Genomic DNA, 24,465 nt, shown 5'->3' with positions numbered 1-24,465 from the left:
CATCTTTCTCGCCACTCTCTACTCCCCAATATTCAATAATTTCGCCATCGCCAACCGTTGTAGTTTACCAGTAGCACCACGAGGTAGTTGATCTAAAATGTGAACTTGCTTAGGAACTTTGAAGTCTGCCAGCATGGTTGAACAGTGAGCTAAAAGTTCTTTTTCGCTAACTTCTGCTTTCAGAACTACAGCAGCGTGGATATCTTCTCCTAAAGATTTGTGGGGGACAGCAAAAGCTAAGGCTTCGGCGACTGCGGGATGACGCAATAAGACATCATCCACTTCTAAAGGAGAGATTTTTTCCCCACCTCGGTTAATCAATTCTTTAATGCGTCCAGTCAGGCGAAGATAGCCGTCTTCGTCCACAGTACCCTGATCTCCTGTGCGGAACCAACCATTTACAAAAGCAGTGGCATTAGCTTCTGGATTGTTTTCGTAGCCATCTATAACATTGGGTGCTTTTACCACCACTTCACCCAAGCTTCCCTGAGATAATAGGTTGCCTTCAGAGTCCATAATCCCTACTTCGACACCAAAGCCATAACCGACAGTACCCGGTTTCCTGACTTTTGGCGGTAGGGGATTAGTAGTCATTAAGTGAGATGCTTCAGTCATGCTATAAGCTTCTACCACTGGAGCATTCAGAGTAGCCTCTAGCTGTTCAATGATAACCGGGGGCAAAGAAGCGCTACTAGAGCGAACAAAACGAAAGCGATTAGCTTTAACAATTTCTGTATTGCGGCTAGCGCGTGCCAAAATTGTCTGGTGCATAGTTGGCGCTGCGGAGTACCAGGTGGGTTTGTAGGTATCTACCAGTTTCCAAAACTCCAGAGCATTGAAACCATTGGGACAAACTAGTGTACCGCCCGATGCCAGAGTTGCCAGCAAACAGCCCACCAATCCGTGAATATGGAACAAAGGCATTAGACAAAGTGTCGTATCTGCGGCTGTGAGTGAGTAGGCACCAATGAAGTTATTGGCTGAAGCGATTAAGTTGCGATGACGAATTGGCACACGCTTGGGACGACTCGTAGTACCGCTAGTATGGAGAATCATCGCTATATCATCAGACTGAGGCAAGGGAGCAGGGGGCGGGGAGCAGGGGGAAAGTTTCTCTTTGACTAATTCAAAGCTTAATGTGCCATCAGTGTTTACCTTGGCATTAATCAGTATCATATCGGGTGTGACAGCAGCAATGGCTGTTTCTGACCCCTCTGATAACGTAATCAGTGCTTTTGCTTGGGTATCTTGGTAGTAAAAGGCAAATTCTTCTTGCTTGTATTTGGGATTTAAGGGTGCAGCAGTGCCACATAAAGCAGCCGCCAAGAAGGTAATCGCCATTGGTGAACCGTTACTCATCGCAATGGCAATACGTTCTCCCCATTTCAATCCAAAGCTGTTGAGTTGGGTTACTAGTCCAAGAACATTGTCGCGCAATTGCTGATAAGTTAGCGATCGCCCCTCAGCCGTAACTAGCGCTGGATGATTGTCTTCCCCTACTAAAAGCTCAAATAAATTCATTCAAAACCTCCAGATTAAGAAAATTGGGAATTGGAAAAGAAACTCTTTTCTTGTTTCCTTTATCCTCCTTATCCTCATTGTCCCACTTGTCCACATTTCTCATGCTCCATACCCAATTCAACCATTGTTTAGTAAGTTTAAGGCAAAAAACAAGAGCTAAAATTAAGTCAATAGTGTGGAGTGTGGCTGTCATGACTAGAAATCAGAAAAATCTTTTTCACCAACTAAACTGCATAGATAAAATATGGATCGTCGGAATTTTCTAAAGTATCTCACTTTAGCAGGATCTAGCTTTGCCTTAACTAGTTGTATTCAACAAGGTAGAAATTCCACCAAATCGCAGGGTGAGGCGTCTCCCTTAGCGTCGTCAGTGGCAGTCAATGAACCTCTCAAGGTGGGATTTGTCTATGTGGACTCTGTGGGTGATTTTGGCTGGACTTATGCCCATGATTTAGGTCGCAGAGACATGGAAGCCAATCTTCAAGATAAGGTAAAAACTACCTTTGTTGAAAATGTCAAAGAAGGTGCTGACGCTGAAAGGGTGATTCGCCAATTAGCATTAGATGGTAACAAGTTGATTTTTACAACTTCCTTTGGGTACATGAACCCAACAATTAAAGTTGCCAAAGACTTTAGTGATGTTGTCTTTGAACACTGTACAGGATACAAACGTGCTACCAATGTTGGCACTTATCTGGGACGCTTTGAAGAACCGCGTTACTTAACCGGCATGATTGCTGGCAAGATGACAAAATCAAATGTAGTTGGTTTTATTGGCGCATACCCAATTCCAGAAGTAATCCGAGGAATCAGTGCATTCACTCAAGGAGTACGTCTAACAAATCCCCAAGCAAAAGTTAAGGTACTTTGGGTGCAAAGTTGGTACGATCCAGCTAAAGAAAGAGATGCGGCTCAAGCTTTGGTCAATTTAGGTGCAGATATATTAACACAACATACCGACTCTGGTGCTGTTATCCAGTTAGCCGAGGAAAAAGGTATTTATGCTTTTGGCTACAACACCGATATGAGTAAGTTTGGTCAAAAAGCCCACCTGACATCAGCCGTTAGTAAATGGGGCAAATTCTATACAGATAAAGCTTTAGCTGTAATGAGTAATACTTGGAAGTCTCAAGAGGTTTGGGATGGCATTGGTCAAGGAATGGTGGATATTTCCCCGATGAATGAGGCAATTCCGGCTGATGTGCAACAACTAGTGTATGCGAAGCGCGATGAGTTTATTCAGGGTACTGCACACCCTTTTAATGGCCCAGTGAAAGATCAAAAAGGGGTAGTGCGAGTGCCAAAGGGTAAGGTGTTGGACGATCGCGGACAACTAGCGATGGATTGGTATGTTGAGGGAATTGAAGGGTCAATTCCGAAAGGGAAATCCTAGCACTGCTAGATAATATCATGTAGAGATACGATCGCCTCCTGCCCCCTGCCTCCTTCAAGATGTCAAAGGTAAGCAGATGGTGAAACAAGTTCTACCCAGCTGCGATTCAAATGAGAGTGTACCGTGATGGCGATTTTCTACAATCCGGCGAGTAGTTTCTAAACCTAATCCCGATCCATGCCCTACTGATTTGGTAGTGAAGAAGGGTTCAAAAATGCGCGTTTTAATTTCCAGTGGAATTCCACTACCAGAGTCGATAATGTCAATATGAGCATAGCGATCGCAATGCCAAGTTTTAATTTCCAGTAATCCTTTACCATCCATTGCATCAATGGCGTTGTCAATCAAGTTTGTCCACACTTGATTTAGTTCGCTACCATAGGCAAGAATTTTCGGCAGACTTCGATCGTAATTGCGTTGCACTTGCACACCGCTTTTGAGTTTATGGGCAAACAATCGCAAGGTATCTTCCAAGCCTTGATGTATATCTACTTCTTGCTGAATGCCTTGATCGAGGTAAGAATAAGACTTCATTGCTTGCACAAGTTCAGAAATCCTCTCAGATCCTCGCAAACCATGTTTAATCATTGACATGACTTCAAAGGAAAGCGCTAGCCAGTGCAACCCCATTTCTCGCAATTCCGTGTCGTCGTTGCGCCAACGTTCCATGAGTTGCTCTAAGGTTTCAACCTCAACACCACCTTCTGCTAAAGGTTCTGCTAATTTCCAGGCTTGTTTTACACCATAGTCTTCTAACCATTCCAGTAATATGGTTTCGCGATCGCTTAATGTCACTGGATCTACACGATTATTTAAAATCGCATCATGGCCTTGATCGCGTACTTTCAACCAGTGTTGAGTATGGGCTTCGTCAACATTGCGTTGCCCATAAACTAAGTTCATTCGTTGTAACTCTAAGATGGCGGCGGGCATTTCTCCTAAAGTCCGAACCAGGGCGGCGGCTGGGTTATTGAGTTCATGAGCTAAACCGGCAGCAAGTGTCCCTAAAGCTGCCATCTTTTCTCGCCCACGAATAAAAGACTCTAGCCCCCGGACACGACGCTGCATAATTCGGAAAACCATTCGCTCAAAATCACGACATTCATGCAGCAGTTTACGGAAGTCTTCTCCCTTCATTTCATAAATATGGCAATTTGTCAATGCCCGCATTGTGACAGGTGCAGGTTCATCAGTGAGTACAGGAATTTCACCAAAAAAAGATGGGGCTTCGTGTTGCCCGATGGGAATTTCCACGCCTTCACTACGGCGGGTGATGTTGATTTTACCTTTGACTAAGATAAATAAGCGACATACAGGATCTCCCTCATAGGACAACACTGCTCCGGCCGAAAGTTCAACTGTTTGAGCGCGATCGCAAACCCACTCCAATCGCTCTTTAGGAAGCTGTTGAAATGGGTCTAAGTTGATTAATTCTTCAACACATAACATCAATGAACCTCCTTGAAGGGGAAGGGGGGCAGGGGGCAGGGGGGCAGAGGGGCAGGGGAGCAGGGGGGCAGAGGGGTAGGGGAGAGGTTTGCAAATATATATATAGTTTTTTCTGCTCTAGCTAAACATTACCCAGGTAGCGGTGAACGAATTGAATGGCAATGGAACCTTCTCCCACACCGGATGCTACGCGCTTAACTGATCCGTAGCGGACATCTCCAGCTGCGAAGATACCGGGAATGTTGGTTTCTAGCAAAAAAGGAGAGCGTTCCAAATTCCAACGTGGGGCAGATTTGCCATTATGTATTAAGTCTGGCCCTGTGATGACAAAACCCTGAGCATCGCGTTGAATAACGCCATCGAGCCAATCTGTTTTAGGGCTAGCACCGATGAAAATAAACAGCGATCGCGCTGACACGGTTTCAGTTTGTCCTGTCTTGGCGTGGGTAATCACAATTGCTTCTAAATGTTCCTCTCCCTTCACTTCCACAACGCTGCAACTTGTGCAAACTTGGATATTTTCAGTGGCGGCAATTTGGTCAATTAAGTATTGGGACATAGTTGATGCTAGTGACTCACCCCGCACCAACATAATCACTTTGCTGGCATACTTACAAAAGTGCATTGCTGCTTGTCCGGCAGAGTTTGCCCCGCCTACCAAGTAAACCTCTTCATTGCTACAGGCGATCGCTTCAGTCATGGCAGCGCCGTAGTAAATTCCTGCCCCTGTAAGCTTTTCGGCTCCTGGTACATTTAGCCAGCGATAGGAAACGCCAGTTGCAACTAAAAGCGCATGGCAACTAATCTCGCTACCATCTGCTAATTGCAGAATTCGATAAGGATCTTCCAGCCTCACTCCAGTTACTACTTGAGGTGTGAGAATCTCTACGCCAAATCGCCGCGCTTGGGTGACTCCCCGCCTTGCCAAATCATTGCCACTCAAGCCAATCGGAAACCCCAAATAGTTCTCAATCCGCGAACTCGTGCCAGCTTGTCCTCCTGGCGCTTCCCGCTCAATTAAGACAGTACTCAATCCCTCAGAAGCACCATAGACGGCGGCAGCCAGTCCGGCAGGGCCAGCACCCACGATCGCCAAATCATAAAAGGGTCGCTCTGCCTGAGTTTGCAGTCCAATTTTGGCAGCAATCTCTAAATTAGATGGTTGAATTAACCGGGAACCATCGGGAAAAAGCACCAAGGGCAATTGTTGTCTACAATCAGCTTGGGCGTATTCCACCAATTTTGCCGCCTCTGGTTCTAGTTCAATATCTAACCACTTAAATGGAATCTGGTTACGTGCTAGGAAATCTTTCACTTGATGTGAAAAAGGCGACCAGCGATTACCAATGACTCGAATCCCTTGAAATGGTGGGCGGAATCCAGCTAGCCAGTCATCGAGCAAATCATCTAAAACCGGATATAACTTCTCTTCTGGTGGATTCCAGGGCTTGAGTAAGTAATAATCAAGTCTGGCACTATTAATTGATTTAATAGCAGCATCCGTATCTGCATAGGCTGTCAACAAGGCACGTTTCGCATCGGGAAAGATGTCTTTTGCCCGTTCCAGGAACTCTACACCTCCCATCTGGGGCATACGTTGATCTACCAAAAATAGGGCAACAGGTTCATTCCGTAATTTGAGTTGCTGCACTACATCTAAAGCGGTAATACCGGAATCTGCACGAACAATACGGAAGCGATCGCCATACTGATGCCGTAAATCTCGTGACACTGCTTGCAGTACCTCTGGATCGTCATCGACGGTTAAAATTGCTGGTTTCGCCATAATTACTGTTACTCAACAATTGCAGTGCCTAGCCGTTATTTTCAAAAATCTGTTGTCAAAATATCTACTATTTAACCAGTTGCTTTAAACGAAAGTATGCTTCTTCTGGTGTCAGCGGTTCTGATTGACTTTCATTAGGGATATAAAATACCCAGGTATCGGGAAAGTAATGCACCACAAAGCTGGGAATCAAACCCAAGCTCAACGCTTGCTTTCCAAGTTTTTCGGTTTGTTCCTCTAAACCCAGTTGGTTATGAAATACATGTTCAGCCATACTTGTTCATCTCCCTGCACTTTATTTGACCTTGGAATCAGGTTTAGGTGATTCAGAATGAGCTTGAGAATATTTTGGTAATTTCACAATATGCTTTCGTAGAGAATCATAAAACTATTTTGGTTAGTCGCGTTAATCTGAATTGAATTAGATAAGGCAACAGGGTATTACTATCCGCGTGTAAGCTCGGTGTTTGAGCCTAAAATAAAATGCTGAATGTGGGATATTGATAATTGGCAACTGCATTTACCAGCATCAGTGTGTAATCACGGTGAGAATAACGAGCTTTGCGATCGAGTGCGGCATTGAGGAGCGATCGCACCTTGCTTGTAAGGTATTCTCTATACTTGTAATGCTTGTTTGGTAGACGAGTTGGGGGTGGCAGCCTCATTTATGATCGCTAGTAGTGTCCGGTGTACGCGATATACTATGGACAGTTTACTACGCCACGATGCCTATAATTCCGTTGATAGTCACGCTACTCAAGAGTGATTACGAAGAGTTATCAATTAATAAATACCTCTATCTTGGCTCAATGCCTAATAACATTGTTCAGCTTGATTATCTGCGTGCTAGTCAACGACTATAAGACTATCTATTCTTAAAGAGGTTACAGGTGTCAAACAAAAAAATAGGTTTTTGGTCTGTGTGGGCATTGGGTGTAGGAGGCATTGTCGGTGGGCTTTTTCCAGCGATCGGAGTTGCAATCCAAATAGCTGATGTAGGCGCACCACTAGCATTTGCGATCGCAGGGACAATAGCTTTGATAACTACTTATGCTTATGCTCAACTTTCGGTAGCTCATCCATGTCGAGGCGGGACAGTAACCTTCTTAAATCAGGCTTTTGGTTTAGGGCTGTTTAGTGGGACACTGAATCTTCTACTATGGTTTAGCTATGTAGTCATGCTTTCCTTTTACTTGCAAGCTTTTGGTAGTTATGGAGTTAGCCTGTTCGCAACATCTACTCAACCTATTTGGAAGCACTTATTGATTAGCTTGGCAATTTTAGGCACAACTGGACTAAATCTACTAACTGCCAATTATATTGGGAAATCTCAAATCTGGATTGTCAGCTTCAAACTGGGAATTTTAATCCTGTTCATTATTATGGGGAGCAGTCACATCAACATTTCCCATCTAGAACCAGCTTCAGTGTCGTCGCTACAGTCAATTTTTGCTGGAGCAATGGTGATTTTCTTGTCTTATGAAGGCTTTGAGCTAATCGCCAATACAGCAGAGGATCTTGTCAATCCCAAGTACACTTTGCCACGAGTTTATTACTCTGTAATCGGGTTCGTTATTTTGCTTTATATTTTAATCGCACTGGTGACATTAGGAGCAGAACCAATAGAACAGATTTTGGCAGCAAAAGACTATACTTTGGCTGAAGTTGCTAAACCAATTATGGGGCAATTGGGATCTGTTTTGATTACTATTGCCGCTCTGCTGTCAACTCTCTCGGCTAGTAACGCAACACTGTACGGCTCATCTCGTTTTAGCACTGTTATTGCTCAATCTAGAGGGTTTGACCCTGGTAGCCAAATAAATGGTTATGACCAATCTTCAATAGGCTTATTTATTACTAGTGGTGTTACTCTAATTATCGCCAATTTCTGCGATATAAATCGGATCTCAACGATGGGTAGTGCTGGGTTTCTCTTGATATTTGCTGCGGTTAATTTAGCTAATGCTCGTATGCATCGTTATACGAAAAGCAAGCAGTGGATTTCACTTCTAGGTGCTGGAATATGTTTGGTGGCACTAGGAATGTTAATTTGGTTTGCTTTGCAAACAGATCCACAAACTGTCTGGGTTTTAATATTCATGGTGGGAGTAGCCATCGGTCTCGAAGTAATCTACTATCTGTCAACCAAACGACCGCTACATCTTTGAACAAGAAAAAGCTCAACTCTAGGACAAACGAAAGCCTGAAGATCGCAAGCTCGGACAACAGTTGTTTCCTAATCAATAGATAAAAACTCATGACAGCATATATTAAGATACCCCTTTAGGATCAGCTAAAGGGCTATTTTTAATAGTTAGCAATAAATGAAACTGACTCTATAGCGGTTCTTAATTGCATAGAATACAGACCATTTGTCGGGGCACAGCATTGCTCATTGGTATCAACTTAAGCTAAAACTCCTTTAAAACCTCGTTTCCAGCCGGAGGCTGGAAATGCAACTCAAAGCAGCTCTGCCGCGAGTTCGAGAGGCGGAGCCTCAACGACAGGCATTCCCAGTCGGAGACTGGGAACAAGACAAATCTTGGCTTGTTTCTAAATAGGGTGCGATTGCGCGACGATCGCACAATGCAATGAAAGATCAGTTTTGTAGCGATTTGAATTTAGAGAGTAATGGGGTAGATATTTGCAATAACCGAAAAATTTTTTGCCGCTAATTATTTTTCGCATTTTTGCTGCCAAGACTAGAATTAGAATTGATGTGACATTCTCCTAGTAGCCAAAGTGCCAGACTCTCTGCCATTAAGCGATCGCTATCTTGCCTTAATCGATGAAATTGTCGAAACCACCCTCAAGGGCAAAATTAGCTCTGTCGAACAGGTGTATCAAATGCTGCTAAAAGGTATCACTTCCGGGACAGGGGAAGTGTTTGAGCTAGCTTTGAGCGATCGCCTGAATGCCTTCCAAAGCCAAGTCGATAGTGAAAAAGACGAACTCAAGAAAGCCAAGGCAACTCGCAGCTTGAGAGCCATTAAGACGATTCAAAGTCAATGGCAACGCTGGCAAGAGCAAAATAAAGCAACAGAAGCGATTGCCTCCGCAGTTACAGAAATTACCACAGCTAACGCTAACGAGCGTCTGGCGACATTTATTCGGGTTACTGACCCCAATCAGAAGTATCCACTAAATTTGCAACAGCTACAGCAATTGTCAAAAGCATTGCAGCAATTTGCTCAAGCTGATTCTGATTTACAACAATTTTCCGAAGGAATTACCCGTGGTTTAGCTTCTTGGCAGCGATTGCAAGACAACTTGCTCAGTTGGATGTACGAGCAAAAAGAATCTCTGGGATTTGGCGGCGTACCAGGAGAACGCGGCCCTTGGGCAAGTTGGGCTAAACAACTCAGTAGCGAGTTACCCCAAGCACTGCTTCGCACCTTAGCTAGAGAAGAATCAGCAATTGAGTTTGCCCAGCGACAACGGGGTATCACCCTCAGAGATTGGGTAGAAATGGCATTGATTTTACAGTTCTTGCAACGAGGACTAATTAACTGGTTTGACCAACAAGCTTACGATGTGAAAGCCGGGCCAAAATTATCCATTTCCACTTTTTTGACCTTTGCAGTGATTTGGAGTCAGTTAGCAAGTGGTTTTAGTAGCATTGGGACAGTATATAGCGATGCCTGTTCTCAAATCATGCTCCAGATATTGCGAACCTTTGCCCAGCGTCCATATTTTCCCTTTTACGGCGGGATTTTTGCCTCTTTTACTGGCACTTATTTACGAGATGCCCTAGATTATTTGGATGAACCACTGCGACGAGGCGAGGGAACCCAAGAAAAAGCGCGAATTTTGACACTTTTAGGCTATTCTCAACGTGCTTTGGGACAATACCAGCGCTCAATTGATTTTCATCAGCAGGCACTAGAGATCGCCAGGAATGCAGGCGATCGCGCCTGTGAAATTGCTAATCTCAACCACCTCAGCCGTACCTACGTGCAACAGCAAAATTATGCTGAGGCAATTAATTATAGTCAACGAGCATTAATACTAAGTCGGCAAGCAGGCGATAGAACAGGAGAAGCAAACGCGCTGGTAAATTTAGGTTACAGCGAAGTTATGCAGGCTCAGGAACTAGAAAACTTAGAACCTGAAACTTATGAAGCCGCAATTAACTATTTGGAACAAGGTTTAAAATTATCAGAAAAATTAGGCGATATTCAAAGTAAAGCCTTATGTGTGAGCAGCTTAGGAATTGCCTATTTAGTAATCGGAGAACATCAAACGGCAATTAAATATCTTGAAGATGGCTTTAAAACGGCGCAAGTTTCCGGTGATTTGTATTTGCAAGGGCGGAACTTGGCTTATTTAGCAGAAGCTTATTATCATCTGCAAAATTCCGAAAAAACTGTTTACACAGGCTGCTTGGGAATGTATCTTTTAGAGCAAATTGCTTCTCGTGAGTGGCGTCAACCAGCAGGTTTACTGACAATTTTACAAGGACAGATAGGGGTAGAAGCTTTCCAAAAGTTCTTACAGCAACATCGCCCGAAAATCATTGCGGTTATCGGTGTCGATGGGTACGATCACATTCCGCAATTGTTAGAAGAATATAAGCAAGATATGTAAGAAAGTAATTTGATTCAGGTTTAACTACTCCCAAATTTGAGGAGAGAAGCAAGAAAAAGGAATAAGAATTAAATAACATACAATTTATCTCCCTGGTTTACCTCACCCTCAATCCCTTTCCTTATAAAGCAATACGCTTGGGTTAAGCATTTCTTTCTTCTCTCTGCGTTCTCCGCGCCTTCTCTACGAGACGCTGCGCGTTGGCTGAAGCCTCTCGTAGAGAAGGCGGTTCGTTCAAAAATTGACTTTGGTAACAGAGTTTTAGCCTTAACTGAACTGTATTGCCTTATAAAGGAGAGGGAAGCTAGAGACAAGATGAAGTTTTCCATTTTATTTAATCCACGTTCCTAACAAGTAGTCTAGAAAAATGTTGATATCAAGGAAACCTCTCATTAACATTCCCTTTCAGCAGTGGCAAGCGACCTCGAATTCAGCACCAACAGTTTTCAACCTTCCTGTATAAGGGAGTGGTTATGCTGCCGTTGCCTTCGCAATTTTTGCAAGCAATCGCAACGCCTCATTAACAGAAGCCGAATCTCGAAAGATTTCCGCCACGTCTGGATCAAGAACCACAACATTACTCGATTGCATATACGCTTCGTAATACTTGCCACGGACACCACCTGAAAAATCATATTCAGGTCTTATGTCTTCATTGACGGTCATTTCCTCAGGTTCCTGACTCATAGCTTCTTTTCTCCTGTCGAGTGGCTAAACAGCACTGAAAGAAAAGTGTTTTTGGCACTTTCACTTAATACTCAAAGAAGTCCTGCTGATTCATATAATCGTTTGAGCATTGCTGAAATCTTTGTACCATAATCTAAATCTGCTGACCATCGCCCTGCTAGCTGATCAATTAATGGCGCAATCCCCCGTGTAACAAAGCGAAATCTTGGATCTACTACTTCTTGTACCAAAGGTTCTAAACTGGCGTAAGCTTTCAAATGTTGGATGTGCGCCCTCACTCCAATTCTGGCACTTGGAAAAGATGCAGCCTCAGCACCACCACCGATCGCACCCAAGCCAGCAAAGTTATTTTGCTCAGGTTTAATATCACCACCAAACTGTAAAAATCCAGTTTCTACACACATTTGGCAAAAGGCAATATCATAGTTTACTCCCTCTATAGCTGCTTCTTCACGATAAAGTTTTGGGATATCAGGAAACTTAGCTAAAGCATTTTGATTATTATTTCTCAGGAATAATTGTAACTGTATTTCAGAAGTAGTACCATTTGACATCACCCGCGAAAATTGACCGGGGCAAACTACCAAATTCGATCGCAAACTAACAGTACGCGTCGCCGCATCCCAACTAACTGCAACATTAAAATCTCGTAGTTCGATCGCTTTGACATAAACTATTTTGTGATAGGTAATTTTATTGACATTAGCTGCTTTTGAAAGGTCAATTCGTAGAAGGTCTACTAAATCAATAGGGATGTAAGCATTGCCATTAACTAGAACTCCTTGTTCTGTGTAACTTTGGCCATTAATATTAATATTAATAGGTGGATAATTTGCTTCGGCTGGAGTTCCAGGAGTGGGGTCAATTACACGACTCCAAGTTACCAATCCATCGACAATTCCCAAAGCAAAATCACGGCGGCGAGTTTGCAGCAAAGCCCGATCTTCTGGATTGCTGAGAAACCCCACTTGCATTACCAAAGCTGGCAGCGTTGTCTGACGACAGAATGCTAAACTACCCAATCCACTATCTGTATCTGGCTTGACTCCACGATTTGGTAATTGAGGTACGCGGCGCAATAACCCCACTAGCAACTGTTCAGCATTACTCTTGCGATCGCTATTATTAGCAATGTAGAAAACGCTAGCCCCCCGTACAGAAGGACTACTAGCCGCATTAGCTGCAATTTCTAGGGCGACATCACCCCGACGGCCGCGAGAATTGATCCAGGTGATAGTTTGGGCGGCACTCAAGTCATCAGGAACCGCTAAAATTTCCAAACTCCGCGCCCTCAGTTCCGTGACAATCAAATCCCGCAGCAAAATCATTTCTTTTGCTTCACTTGTACCACCCGCGATCGCACCTTGATCTATTCCTCCCGCTTCTTTGCCTCCATGAGCCGCTGATATAAAAATACGCCCCATTTTCAGTATTTCCTCTGATAAAATTAAGTCTAAGCAATTCTATACATCATTCTTGGTCTAGCAACAAGAATATAATAGCCATCAGAAGCCAAAAGTCATTTATCCTTTGGTATTTCTCCAAAGTTAATGACTAGTGATTGGGGACTGGGGACTGGGGAGTAGGGAAGGGGAGCAGGGGGCAGGGAGAAGAGGAAATTGGGAAGAAAGGAGAAAGAGGAGATTTTTCTTCATCCCCCTTGCACCCCGCTCCCTTGCCTCTTCATCCCCCCAATCCCCAGTCCCTAATCCCCAATCCCCAATCCCTAGTAACTAAGATATGCAAATCCCCCGCTTGCACCCAGACACTATTGAGGAAGTTAAATTACGGGCTGATATTGTCGATGTCGTCTCGGAGTACGTAGTTTTACGCAAACGTGGAAAGGATTTTGTCGGTTTGTGCCCCTTCCATGACGAGAAATCTCCCAGTTTCACTGTCAGCCAAACCAAACAAATGTACTATTGCTTCGGCTGTCAAGCTGGGGGAAATGCCATTAAGTTTGTCATGGAATTGGGGAAGCGCTCTTTTGCTGACGTGGTGCTGGATTTAGCACGGCGTTACCAAGTACCTGTACAAACCCTAGAACCCGAACAACGCCAAGAATTACAGCGTCAACTATCTTTGCGGGAGCAGTTATATGAAGTTCTCGCTTCCTCAGCACAGTTTTATCAACACGCCCTGAGACAATCCCAAGGACAAAAGGCACTTCAATATTTACAATCTAACCGCAAATTCAAAGAAGAAACTATACAGCAATTTGGTTTAGGTTTTGCCCCCGCAGGTTGGGAAACTCTCTATCGGTATTTGGTGGAAGACAAACATTACCCAGTGCAAATACTGGAAAAAGCGGGATTGATTAAGCCACGCAAGGAAGGAGGCGGTTATTATGATGTATTTCGCGATCGCCTGATGATTCCCATCCGCGATGTTCAAGGGCGCGTTATTGCCTTTGGTGGTAGAACTCTGACTGATGAACAGCCTAAATATCTAAATTCACCAGAAACCGAACTTTTTAGTAAAGGTAAAACCTTATTTGCCCTCGATCAAGCCAAAGGTGGCATTTCCCAACTAGATCAAGCGGTGGTAGTAGAGGGATATTTTGATGCGATCGCTCTCCACGCTGCTGGTATTAATAATGCTGTCGCCTCTCTCGGTACAGCCTTAAGCTTAGAACAAGTCCGGTTGATATTACGCTACACCGAATCGAAACAATTAGTACTCAACTTTGATGCCGATAAAGCTGGAACTAATGCCACCGAACGGGCGATTGGTGAAATTGCCGAATTAGCATACAAGGGCGAAGTTCAACTAAAAATTCTCAATTTACCCGATGGTAAAGATGCTGATGAATATTTGCACAATCATACCCAAGAAGATTATGGAGAACTGCTAAAAAATGCGCCACTTTGGCTAGATTGGCAGATTCAGCAAATTATTCAAGACAGAGACTTAAAACAGGCTACTGATTTTCAGCAAGTAACTCAGCAATTAGTCAAATTACTAAAAAATATAGCTAACAGCGATACACGAAATTATTATGTTTCTTATTGTGCAGAAATACTCAGTTTGGGAGATACCAGACTTATACCCCTACGAGTCGAAAATCTGCTAACTCAAATTGCTCCGGCTGCGGCTATATACTCTAAACCCGTATCAGCAAAGAAAGCGTGGGGAAGTAACAACGTTTCTCATTCTCCACTCCCCACAGAACGCAGCCTTTTAGAACACGCAGAGGCGTTATTATTGCGAATTTATTTGCATTGTCCTGAACAGCGTCAAGCAATTATTGACGAACTAGAGGAGCGAGATTTGCAATTTAGCCTTTCCCACCACCGATTTTTATGGCAACAGATTTTAGAAATTTCATCCGGTGATGGAGAGACGCAAAGTTTTTCGTCTCCACCAGATTTAATTTCCCGTCTCCAAGATCGGTTCTTAGAATTTGACAGTGAGATCGGATTAATTTCCCATTTATTTCATGTCGATGAAAAAAACCAGAAAGAAATACTTCGGACTCCGCAAGTAGTTCAAGCTGCGATCGCTTGCATGGATTTGGTGATGCTTGAAAAACGTTATCGCCACTTTTTGGAACTATGGCAACAAACCGATCCAGAAGCGGAACCAGAGCGGTATCAATCGTATTATCAGGCTTTCTACGCTGAAAAAATCAAGCTTCAAAAAATAGATCGACAACGGTTATTTTCCATTACAGAGTTAATTTGACCTAAGATAGCGATCGCCGATAAATCAATACGCTTAGGTTTTCGAGACGCGATAAATCGCCGTCTATACAAGTGTTTTGGGCTTATTTGATCTGTATTTTTATATAAATATTCTGAATAATATTTCTAAAGAATCTAAAGAATATTTATATTTACAGATGTGCCAAGAGATGAAATATAGCCAGATGCTTGCAAGTATTGACTGAATAATGTCAGGATTAGTCTGCGCGCTCTTAATGCAAGTGAAAACTTAATTTCAGCAAAACTTCTTTGATTCTGTGAAAATTTTATGGTTAAAGGATTGAGAGTTAGTCTGCTACTATTAGCAGTTCTGGGAAATCTGGTATGGTCATTTAGTGCCAAGGCAAATTTTAACGGCAAACTTACCGTGGAAATAGATGGCTTGAGAAATAAAGAAGGACAAGTCTGTGCGAGTATATTTGCAAGCAGTGAAGGATTTCCTAGCGATCGCGATCGCGTCTTACAAAAGCAGTGTACCAAAATTACTGACAATCCCTTACTAATTACCTTTGACAACTTGAAAGCAGGTAATTACGCCGTTGCAGTCTTCCACGATCAAAATAATGACCGCATTCTTAATCGCAATATTCTAGGTATACCAAGCGAAGGCTTTGGATTTTCCAGCAACCCAGAAATTCGCACTAGAGCCCCAAAATTTAGCGAGGCAGCATTTTTAGTCGCAGGCCCGAATACCAATATCCAAATCCAGTTAAAATATTTTTAGGTTGACAGCAGATTTAAACTTACTTCACTGTCAATTTTAAATTTTAGGTGGCAACAAAGGTGCGTTTTTAGCATGGCTTAAATTTTGGATTGAAGAAAAAATCTAAAATCGAAAGATCGAAAACAACTCATGATACAAGCTCCTAAGTAAGTGGGCGTAAATAATTATCGTTGGAAAAAGGCAGGGAGCAGGGGGAGAAAGGATTTTAGCCTTGTTTACCTTTCTTCACACAGTTTGGTTTTATTGTGCCGACTTACTTAAATTTATTTATGGGGATCAATAATGCAAGAATTTTGAATTAGGAGCAAAGCGACGTGACTCTATTCTGGTGAATCGTGGTCTGAATCTTCCGATAGACTTTGTTGTTCTGGCAAGCTACGCATTCGATTCATCTGAGTTAAAGCGTATCGTGCTGTTGCTTGCACATCTGGGTCTGGGTCTTCCAGCGCATGGCGCAACATCTGAGTCATTTGACCCATCATGTCATAAACGCGTGTCAGGTCACGGATCGCATTTTGCCGCACCTGTGGGCTTTCGTCTTGGATTGAAATTGCTAAAGCACGATTCATCGGTTTGAGTATGCGAGTACCAATTTCTGCCAAAGCTGCCAAAATTAAACTGCTTTCTTGAGAATCAGCATCAATCATCAAGTCAACTAGATGTTGAATCGCCCGCGAATCTCCCTGCTGACCCAAATCCCAAATAGCCTTGCGCCGTTTCGTGGGGTCAGAACTGCGTAAGTCTTGAATTAATTCGTCAACGATATTGAGTTTAGCAAGACGGGAAGTTTTTTCTGGTAGCAGCAATTGTGGGGGAGGTGGTGGCGTAGTTGTTTGTAGATTAGTTACAGTATCGGGTGAGGATGGGATCATCGTTTTTTTGTTAGCTTCACTTAAACTTTTAGTATTAGATATTTCGGACTTTTGAACTTTGGTTAGATTGCCATATTTGACCCCACGAAACCATCTCAGCAGGTAAAAAAGTGCGCCTATACATCCCATAACTCCGATGGCAAATATTAACCACCAGACAAAGCCTCTCTCGCTTGGCTTAGGTTTTGCAGTTGGTTTAGAAGTTGCAATAGTTGCAATAGGAGAGGCAAGTATTGGAGAGGTGATAATCTGATTTTTGGTAGCCAAAGCAGCTTGCAGTTTTCTACTAGTCTCCAACCCCGTAAGACCATCTACTTTTAAACCCTTTGCTTTCTGGAATTTAGCTACAGCAATTTCCGTAGTGGTAGTGTACTGTCCATCTACTGCACCACTGTAGTATCCCAACTGCTTTAATTGGGTTTGTAGTCTCTGCACATCTGATTTTCGACTACCATATCTCAAAACAGCCGGACTAGCAGTAACTATGGAACTCGCTTGTGCAAGTTCTAAAATTTTAGGTGCTAGGTTATATGCAGCTATACTTGAGCGACTTGGGTAAAGACCCACACAAGAAAAACAGGTAAATATCAGAATTGAGGAACGGCATAGCCTCATATTGCAAGTTTTAGCCTAAACGTGCTTTTGAAGTCTTCGATACCACAATACCTTCTTGATGACCAAATGTTAACTGTCATTTTTGGGGATTGGGGAAGGTGGGGTCCCCTCTGGGGATAAGGGGTAATGGGGATTGGGTATTCTCCCTCATCTCCTTCATCTTCCCACTGGATTACGAATTACGAATTACGTAGCTTGCTTCTCGCCAGAGGCGAGTATTGCAAATTACGAATTATTTTAACGAGTTAGGGTAAAGTTTCTGGTTCAGATTCTCTGACTACTAGACTTATGGGGTTCAATTTTTTAGCAGATTTTTCTAAAACTGGTTGCTGTATATTAGCTATTTCGCCGACGGTAACTGTGTCGTTTTGTCCTGCTAAAGCATCACGTTGGTTAATTAGATAGATGCTGATTAAAGTGAGAAATACTCCGATCCACTGTAACGGACTAAGGACTTCTGATAGAAAAAGATTGCCAAATAGTAGCGCAAAAACGGGTGTGAGAAAGGTGAGGGAACTAAGACTAGTGAGACTGCCACTAGAGGCAAAGTAGAAAAATAAACCGTAGGCGATCGCACTGCCAAATACGGTAGCATAACTCAAAGCCGCTAAATCAGATCCTCCCAGATTCTCCCATTGCTGTGATTCGACAACTGATGAAACTCCCCATAGTGGCAATCCACCCAGAATCATGTGCCATCCTGTAGCGCTTACTGGGTCAGCATATCGGCACACAAACCGAATTAAAACTGTTCCCACTGCCATTGATAGGGCTGCTAACAGCATTAACCACTCACCACTAGCAAACAAATCTTGCCAGTTGCCTATTGTAATATTTGCGCCTGAGTCGAGAAAATGTAAAATCCACTCATCAGGTAAACCAATTAAACTAATACCTGTGACTCCCAAGCCTAGCCCCAGCCATCCCCAAAAACCAATGTGTTCTTGGAATAACCACAACGACATCAACGCAACAGCTAAGGGTTGTGAATCAATCATTACAGACCCTAACCCTGCACTGGTTTTGACTAATCCCTCTGCCAAAAAGCCTTGAAATAGCGTCCCATCGACTAGGGCAAATAAGGCAATCCACAACCATGCAGCCCAACCTTTCGGCTGGGGTTTACCCATAAATGCTGCTGCAATCAAAATTAACACCCCTGCGGGTATCAAACGCACTCCCGCCATGAATAGCGGCGTGGTATGGGGTATCACTCCTTTCATGGCTACCATTGCCGTTCCCCATAGAAAAAAGGGAGCGATTAACAGGAGTGAGGCGAAGGGAAGTCGAGATGCACTGAGTTTCAGTTGCATGGGTTTGCTGATGCCTTTGTTTAACAAGCGCAAAAATTGCTTTACCCAATCTTACCGAATTATGTAGTTTTGCGTAGCTTACCGCCGTAGGCATCGCATAGCATCTTGGAGAGAAGGAAAGAATACTCAGGTTTCGTAACGAATTCTCTGCGCTTACCTCTGCATCCCTATCCATTTGCAGACTAAGAAAAAATTGAGGTTTAAGGGACTTCCCACAAATAAATTACCCAATATTATGTGGTGGGCAAGATGAGCGCCTTTGTATAATATGGGCGCTCATCTTGCCCACCCCACAGAGTCCCTAACCCACGGAGGTAGCTAAAACCTTTTATAGACGCAGTTACAAAATGCCGTTTTAACGGTCAGTTGATACCGATAACAAATGCCGTGGTACTAAGCTGTTACGCCTTTAATTTGCACTAATATTTTTCCAATATAATTGTGGGGTGGGCATCTTGCTCGCCCTGATAATGCAAGTTGTATACGTAACAGCTTACCAACCTATTTCTATCATTATTAAAGTAAAACTGTATGAGCATTCTCTATTGCATAAAACCGAACAATTGAGCCAGCTTTATGGAAAATTTATATAAGGATATCTAAGTTTTCCCGGCTTAGATATCCAATAGCAACATAACCTATATAAAATAGATTGTTAACTATATTATAATTACTATTTTTTGTTTTTAAATGCGTCTTAAGTAAATTATAAATTCATCCTTCAGCAGGATGTCAAAATTAGATAGATTTTATAATAAAAAGTCTTGTTCAAGGTGGTATTGTTTGATCAATATACCACCTTGAACTGTTACTAGATAAATTTAATCTGATTTTTACTTCCAGCTTTTATATTTAGCCTAATTTTTCAAGCTAATAAACTATCACGAGGATAGAATACAAGCTATAGGACTCCTACAAGACTTACTACGTATTTATCCCTTTTTTTCTTTTCCCTGTCCACGCAAGTAAATTCTCCGAATCAAAGCGGATTTCTATATGTTTATGTGCGTTACACTGTGTTAACGCACACTACTTGGCGTGGCAAGCTTAAAATAGTGCATTAAACATTAGGTTGGGTGGAGCGCAACCCAACATAACATATATCAAGATGTTGGCTTTGGCAAAGTCTCCAACGGCACTTGCTACAATGCGGGGAACCCGCGCAACGCAGTGCATTGGTGTCAACTTCAGCCGGAAATAGCTTAACTGTTGGCTTCCATGCCCGCCCGGAAATTTATTTCCGGTCTAATCGGCTTAGGTCTACTGAAGTAGACTGGAGATTTTTGGCGATATTTAGTCATCTTCAGATGACTTTAGCTATGAGACGGAAATTTAAATTCCCGGTGGACAAGCGGTTTCGCGTTAAGTTGACACTAATGAACGCAGTGGCTCCCCAACCGACAATTTTTTTGCAACAATTTAGTCTTACCACGCTACTCTTTTCTAAGACAAGTTCGCAAGGCTAGACTTTTCTAAAGTCGCTACTAATTTCACTCCAAATTCTTCCTCAAATACTCCTTTTTTATAATCTAAACTCCAGAGTTCTAAAGCACAATCATCATCAGGTTTAGATGGGAAAATTAGCAAATTGACCTGCCGAAGTTGTTGATAATACTCACATTGTACTTGAGCGATCGCACCAATTTGTCGTCTATCTAAAGCCACTGCCAATCTTAAAATTGCACTCAATTGACTGACCATTTGTCGCTGGTGTTTAGTCAGCAAACTCTGGTAACTTTCATGTTTTTTCTTGGGCGGCGATTTGCGATGATAACGCGCTAAATTGGCAATGATTTCAATCTCGGTTTCTGTATAACCGAGTAATTCTCCATTGCGAATTAGATAGTAAGAGTGCTTGTGGTGAGAGGAATGGCTGATATAGTGACCGCAATTGTGTAATATTGCTGCTGACCACAGCAATTGTCGCTCGTCAGATCCCCAGTGGTGTAGAGTACCTTGAGTTTGATCAAACAAACTCTCAGCAAATTTCGCCACGCGATCGCTGTATTCTAAATTGATGTGGTACTTATTAGCGAGTTTGAGAACATTTCGTTCCCGAACTGAACTTTGGTAGCGCAGCTTGTCTTCAATTAAACCGTGGGTTAGCATCCAGTCTACGATAACGCCCTCTCGCAGAGAACGCTCACAAACTGTTACCGATTCAGTACCCAAAAGGATCATTGCTTCCTGTAATATGACTGCACCCGCGAGTATAACTTCAGCCCGCTTCTCTGGCATCCCAGGTATGTCAGCCCTTTCAGAATTACTCAGTTTCCGCAAGCGATTTACGAACTCTTGCAAGTCTTTAAGACTAAACTGGTAGCCATTGAGAGTAGAAGGAATAACACCAGACTTTTCTCGTGCATGAATTATTGCCAGGGTTTCAATTGTGCCGGCAGTACCCACCAAACGCGGAGATTCCCCAAATTCTAGGTTTGCTAACAATTCTTCTACAGAACGTTCCAACATTCCGCGTGCATAAGCTTGGAGATACTGAAACTCGGTGTTACTGATGGGGTCAGTGGTAATTAACTCGCTAGTGAGTCGCACTGCACCAACTTTGGTACTGGTGAGAGTACGCGGTTGTTGACTATCACCCAAAATTAATTCTGTGGAACCACCGCCAATGTCAATAATGGTATGGGGCTGGTTGTGAAATTCCATGCCCGATAGTACGCCAAGATAGATTCGTCGCGCTTCTTCTTGACCAGATATCAAGTTAACGCTTAAACCTAACTCCGTTTCTATTTGGTGCAAAAAATCTTTTCCATTGGGGGCTTCTCGCACGGCACTAGTTGCCACCGCGATGATAGTTTCAGCGTTGATAGTTTTAGCAACTTCTTGGAAACGTCCACAAGCTACGATCGCCTTTTTAATTATCTCCGGTTTGAGTTCCCCTGTAGTGAGATCGCGATCGCCAAGTCTGACAGTTTCTTTTTCTCTGGCAATAATGCTAAAAGCTGGTAGTGTAGGGTCAATCTTGACTACTACCATGTGTAGAGAATTCGTTCCCAAGTCAATGGCAGCAATAATCCGATGTTGCTTAGATGGTTGAGTTGGAACACTCTCCCAACTAGCCGAAACTAAATTCAGCATCTAGTTTTCTCTCTTTATTAAGAAATGATGGCAAACGATGGTATGTCGGGGTAGCTGGCACTGATATTTATTACAACGCACTTTTTCAAGCTGATTACTGAGTAAATACAAAAAATACTTAGTAATCTAAACTCAATTTGCTCAAAGAAAACTGAGCTAAGTATATTCACCCTACTGCTTCTAACCTAGTGACTATTTAAAGGTATTTAAAGTTGCCACTTTCGGTTATGTATTTACAAATAACAAATAACGTTATTCTATAGATGTAAAGATGTGTGAATTAGGGAGTAGGGAGTAGGGACTAGAGAAAAGTTTTTTATATAGGCAATCATAAATACACAATGCCCACTCCGCACTTCCCATACCCCACTCCCCACTCCCAACTACTATGTTAACGACGCCAGAACGCCCCCAGTCACCAACTTGGCTTACAATTATCCGGCTTTTGCGCTGGCATAAACCAGAAGGACGGTTAATTTTAATGATTCCTGCCCTTTGGGCTGTGTTTTTGGCCGCTTCCGGGAAACCGCCCTTACCTCTGGTTGGTGTAATTATATTGGGTACTTTGGCCACAAGTGCGGCTGGGTGTGTTGTCAATGATTTGTGGGATCGGGATATTGATCCAGAGGTGGAGAGAACACGCGATCGCCCCCTCGCTTCTCGTGCTTTATCTGTAAAAGTTGGGATTGTAGTTGCGATCGTATCGCTAGTATGTGCAGCAATCCTGGCCTTTTATCTTAACCCCCTGAGTTTCTGGTTATGTGTGGCAGCAGTGCCTATAATTCTCCTTTATCCAGGCGCAAAGCGGGTATTTCCTGTACCACAACTGGTACTTTCCATCGCTTGGGGCTTTGGGGTATTGATTAGCTGGAGTGCAGTTACACAAACCATCTCTCAACCAACTTGGTTACTTTGGGGCGCAACTGTTCTGTGGACATTAGGATTTGATACTGTTTATGCTATGAGCGACAAGGAAGACGATCGCCGCATTGGTGTTAATTCTAGCGCCCTATTTTTTGGAAATTATGCCCCTCTCGCTATTGGAATTTTCTTTGCTGGCACAATCTTATTGTTGGCTTGGTTAGGCGTAGTCATACATCTGCACTTAGCCTTCTGGATTAGCCTTGCTGTTGCTACTATTGCTTGGATTTGGCAGTCTCTACGATTAAGACAGCAAGACTTACCTAATCCTGTTTATGGTCAGATGTTTCGGCAAAATGTGTGGATTGGTTTTATTTTACTTGCTGGGATGATTGCTGGATCTGTTTATTGAAAGCGACGGAAAACTCCATCTCCTGGTGTCTGTAGAGGGTTAGTCGCCCTGCGCCTAGTGGCGATTAGAAATCGTATACAAACTTTCGTCCGCCTACGCGGAGCAAAATCAAGGTTTTCAGCCCGTGCAGACGGGTTTTGCCTCGTGTAGCCGCGACTTCCAGTCGCCTGGTGCAAGATATCATTTGAAGCATTGGTAACTTCTTCCCTAGCTTTATATTGAAGCATTTTATTTGCACTGATATTCAAAAATTTTCCGCAAAAGATTCTAATTGAGGATGTTATGTGGAAAAATTTTATATAATAATCAGCTAATTTTAGGTAGTTATCGCGCGGTTGGTATTTATACAATTGCTTATCAACGAACCCGTCACCACCGCTTAAACAACTTATTGGAGAAAAACACATGAGCATAATCAAAGTCAAAGACGGGACAGAGATTTACTACAAGGACTGGGGCAGTGGCCAGCCCATCGTTTTTTCGCACGGCTGGCCTCTATCAGCCGACGACTGGGACACCCAGATGATATTCTTCTTGAGTCACGGCTATCGCGTCATCGCTCACGATCGGCGAGGTCACGGACGCTCGAGCCAAGTCAGCGATGGACACGATATGGATCATTACGCCGATGATCTTGCCGCACTCACCGCGCATCTTGATTTAGAGAATGCCATCCATGTCGGTCACTCAACCGGCGGCGGGGAAGTCACACGTTACATAGCACGCCACGGCGAGAGTCGTGTCGCCAAGGCTGTCCTCATCAGCGCAGTGCCGCCACTGATGGTAAAGACCCCCACAAATCCCGGCGGTCTGCCCAAAGAAGTATTCGACGACTTCCAAGCGCAGGTGGCCACCAACCGAGCTCAATTTTATTGGGATGTGCCTGCTGGTCCATTTTACGGTTACAATCGTCCGGGCGCAAAAGCATCCCAAGGGGTGATTGAGAATTGGTGGCGCCAAGGTATGATGGGCGCGGCTAAGGCACACTATGATGGCATCGTGGCTTTCTCCCAGACCGACTTCACGGAGGATCTGAAGAAAATCTCAGTACCGACCCTAGTGATGCATGGCGATGATGACCAGATTGTACCCTATGGCAACTCCGGCCCGTTGAGCGCTAAGTTGGTGAAGGGCGCGATATTGAAAACTTACAAGGGTTTCCCGCACGGTATGCCGACGACAAACGCAGACCAGATCAATGCCGATCTCCTAGAATTCATTCAGTCGTAGACGCGAAAAAGTGAGATACATCGTGAACAGAGAGAGCTTTTTTAGGCAGGGGAAGTAGGGGAGGCAGGGGAGGCAGGGGAAGCAGGGGGAGAACCCCATACATAAATGTAGGGGCTTGAACTAAGGACGCATTATTTCTCTCTACGAGACGCGCAGCGCGTCTGGAAATAAATATTTAAAAGTTTTGGGCATAAATAAATTTATTAGCTCTGAAA

At 43.4% G+C, this 24,465-nt stretch carries 19 protein-coding genes; 8 read left to right on the top strand and 11 right to left on the bottom strand.

Features of this window, described 5'->3' with window-relative positions; all coding sequences use genetic code 11:
- Window positions 1-18: 18 nt before the first annotated feature.
- Window positions 19-1,521, bottom strand: a complete 1,503-nt coding sequence (locus tag V7L31_RS00800) for an acyl--CoA ligase (RefSeq protein WP_334694493.1) — start codon at window positions 1,519-1,521, stop codon at window positions 19-21.
- 244 nt (window positions 1,522-1,765) lie between these two features.
- On the opposite strand from V7L31_RS00800, the gene V7L31_RS00795 reads away from it, so the two are divergent.
- Window positions 1,766-2,914 (top strand): BMP family ABC transporter substrate-binding protein, encoded by a 1,149-nt coding sequence (locus tag V7L31_RS00795; protein WP_334694492.1) that lies wholly within the window; start codon window positions 1,766-1,768, stop codon window positions 2,912-2,914.
- Between the two features lie 54 nt (window positions 2,915-2,968).
- On the opposite strand, the gene V7L31_RS00790 is transcribed toward V7L31_RS00795, so the two are convergent.
- The 4 genes from V7L31_RS00790 to V7L31_RS00775 form a co-directional block, all read right to left on the bottom strand.
- Window positions 2,969-4,363: an ATP-binding protein gene (locus V7L31_RS00790; protein ID WP_334694491.1), complete on the bottom strand. Its 1,395-nt coding sequence runs from the start codon at window positions 4,361-4,363 to the stop codon at window positions 2,969-2,971.
- A 121-nt stretch (window positions 4,364-4,484) separates the two neighbouring features.
- Window positions 4,485-6,149 (bottom strand): FAD-dependent oxidoreductase, encoded by a 1,665-nt coding sequence (locus V7L31_RS00785; RefSeq protein ID WP_334694490.1) that lies wholly within the window; start codon window positions 6,147-6,149, stop codon window positions 4,485-4,487.
- A gap of 67 nt (window positions 6,150-6,216) precedes the next feature.
- On the bottom strand, window positions 6,217-6,423 hold the full coding sequence (locus tag V7L31_RS00780; RefSeq protein ID WP_334694489.1) for a hypothetical protein: 207 nt from the start codon (window positions 6,421-6,423) through the stop codon (window positions 6,217-6,219).
- A 199-nt stretch (window positions 6,424-6,622) separates the two neighbouring features.
- Window positions 6,623-6,814, bottom strand: coding sequence for a hypothetical protein (locus tag V7L31_RS00775; RefSeq protein ID WP_334694488.1), 192 nt, complete (start codon window positions 6,812-6,814; stop codon window positions 6,623-6,625).
- A gap of 60 nt (window positions 6,815-6,874) precedes the next feature.
- Between V7L31_RS00775 and V7L31_RS00770 the strand changes: the two genes are divergently transcribed.
- The 3 genes from V7L31_RS00770 (at window position 6,875) to V7L31_RS00760 (ending at window position 10,736) form a co-directional block, all read left to right on the top strand.
- Window positions 6,875-7,012: a hypothetical protein gene (locus V7L31_RS00770; protein ID WP_334694487.1), complete on the top strand. Its 138-nt coding sequence runs from the start codon at window positions 6,875-6,877 to the stop codon at window positions 7,010-7,012.
- Between the two features lie 27 nt (window positions 7,013-7,039).
- Window positions 7,040-8,317, top strand: a complete 1,278-nt coding sequence (locus tag V7L31_RS00765) for an APC family permease (RefSeq protein ID WP_334694486.1) — start codon at window positions 7,040-7,042, stop codon at window positions 8,315-8,317.
- A 574-nt stretch (window positions 8,318-8,891) separates the two neighbouring features.
- The gene (locus V7L31_RS00760; protein WP_334694485.1) at window positions 8,892-10,736 is read left to right on the top strand and encodes a tetratricopeptide repeat protein; all 1,845 of its coding nucleotides are present in this window, start codon (window positions 8,892-8,894) and stop codon (window positions 10,734-10,736) included.
- Between the two features lie 471 nt (window positions 10,737-11,207).
- Here the strand turns inward: V7L31_RS00760 and V7L31_RS00755 are convergent, their stop codons facing one another.
- Both V7L31_RS00755 and tftA read right to left on the bottom strand, forming a co-directional pair.
- Window positions 11,208-11,423, bottom strand: a complete 216-nt coding sequence (locus V7L31_RS00755; protein WP_334694484.1) for a hypothetical protein — start codon at window positions 11,421-11,423, stop codon at window positions 11,208-11,210.
- Window positions 11,424-11,494: 71 nt separating this feature from the next.
- A complete protein-coding gene (tftA, locus tag V7L31_RS00750) occupies window positions 11,495-12,847 on the bottom strand; it encodes a hormogonium tapered terminus morphoprotein TftA (RefSeq protein ID WP_334694483.1) in 1,353 nt (450 codons plus the stop codon).
- 316 nt (window positions 12,848-13,163) lie between these two features.
- Here tftA and dnaG point away from each other — a divergent pair, with 316 nt between their 5' ends.
- Both dnaG and V7L31_RS00740 read left to right on the top strand, forming a co-directional pair.
- The gene (gene dnaG / locus V7L31_RS00745) at window positions 13,164-15,107 is read left to right on the top strand and encodes a DNA primase (RefSeq protein ID WP_334694482.1); all 1,944 of its coding nucleotides are present in this window, start codon (window positions 13,164-13,166) and stop codon (window positions 15,105-15,107) included.
- A gap of 288 nt (window positions 15,108-15,395) precedes the next feature.
- Window positions 15,396-15,851, top strand: a complete 456-nt coding sequence (locus V7L31_RS00740; RefSeq protein ID WP_334694481.1) for a DUF2141 domain-containing protein — start codon at window positions 15,396-15,398, stop codon at window positions 15,849-15,851.
- A gap of 320 nt (window positions 15,852-16,171) precedes the next feature.
- Here the strand turns inward: V7L31_RS00740 and V7L31_RS00735 are convergent, their stop codons facing one another.
- The 3 genes from V7L31_RS00735 to V7L31_RS00725 form a co-directional block, all read right to left on the bottom strand.
- Entirely contained in the window at window positions 16,172-17,290 is a 1,119-nt protein-coding gene (locus V7L31_RS00735) for a peptidoglycan-binding protein (protein ID WP_334694480.1), read from the bottom strand.
- A gap of 293 nt (window positions 17,291-17,583) precedes the next feature.
- Window positions 17,584-18,651 carry a DMT family transporter gene (locus V7L31_RS00730; RefSeq protein ID WP_334694479.1) on the bottom strand — a complete coding sequence of 356 codons (1,068 nt, stop codon included), beginning with the start codon at window positions 18,649-18,651 and terminating at the stop codon, window positions 17,584-17,586.
- A 1,443-nt stretch (window positions 18,652-20,094) separates the two neighbouring features.
- A complete protein-coding gene (locus tag V7L31_RS00725) occupies window positions 20,095-21,747 on the bottom strand; it encodes a Ppx/GppA phosphatase family protein (protein ID WP_334694478.1) in 1,653 nt (550 codons plus the stop codon).
- A 388-nt stretch (window positions 21,748-22,135) separates the two neighbouring features.
- On the opposite strand from V7L31_RS00725, the gene V7L31_RS00720 reads away from it, so the two are divergent.
- On the top strand, window positions 22,136-23,020 hold the full coding sequence (locus V7L31_RS00720; RefSeq protein ID WP_334694477.1) for a 4-hydroxybenzoate solanesyltransferase: 885 nt from the start codon (window positions 22,136-22,138) through the stop codon (window positions 23,018-23,020).
- Here V7L31_RS00720 and V7L31_RS00715 read toward each other — a convergent pair.
- Complete coding sequence (locus V7L31_RS00715; protein ID WP_334694476.1) at window positions 23,014-23,247, bottom strand: hypothetical protein; 234 nt, start codon at window positions 23,245-23,247, stop codon at window positions 23,014-23,016. The genes V7L31_RS00720 and V7L31_RS00715 overlap by 7 nt on opposite strands.
- A 178-nt stretch (window positions 23,248-23,425) precedes the next feature.
- Here V7L31_RS00715 and V7L31_RS00710 point away from each other — a divergent pair, with 178 nt between their 5' ends.
- Window positions 23,426-24,250, top strand: coding sequence for an alpha/beta fold hydrolase (locus tag V7L31_RS00710; protein ID WP_334694475.1), 825 nt, complete (start codon window positions 23,426-23,428; stop codon window positions 24,248-24,250).
- Window positions 24,251-24,465 lie beyond the last annotated feature (215 nt).

The organism is Nostoc sp. (genome assembly GCF_036916655.1).
Taxonomy (GTDB): Bacteria; Cyanobacteriota; Cyanobacteriia; order Cyanobacteriales; family Nostocaceae; genus Nostoc.
This window is presented reverse-complemented; position numbering and strand designations above follow the sequence as displayed.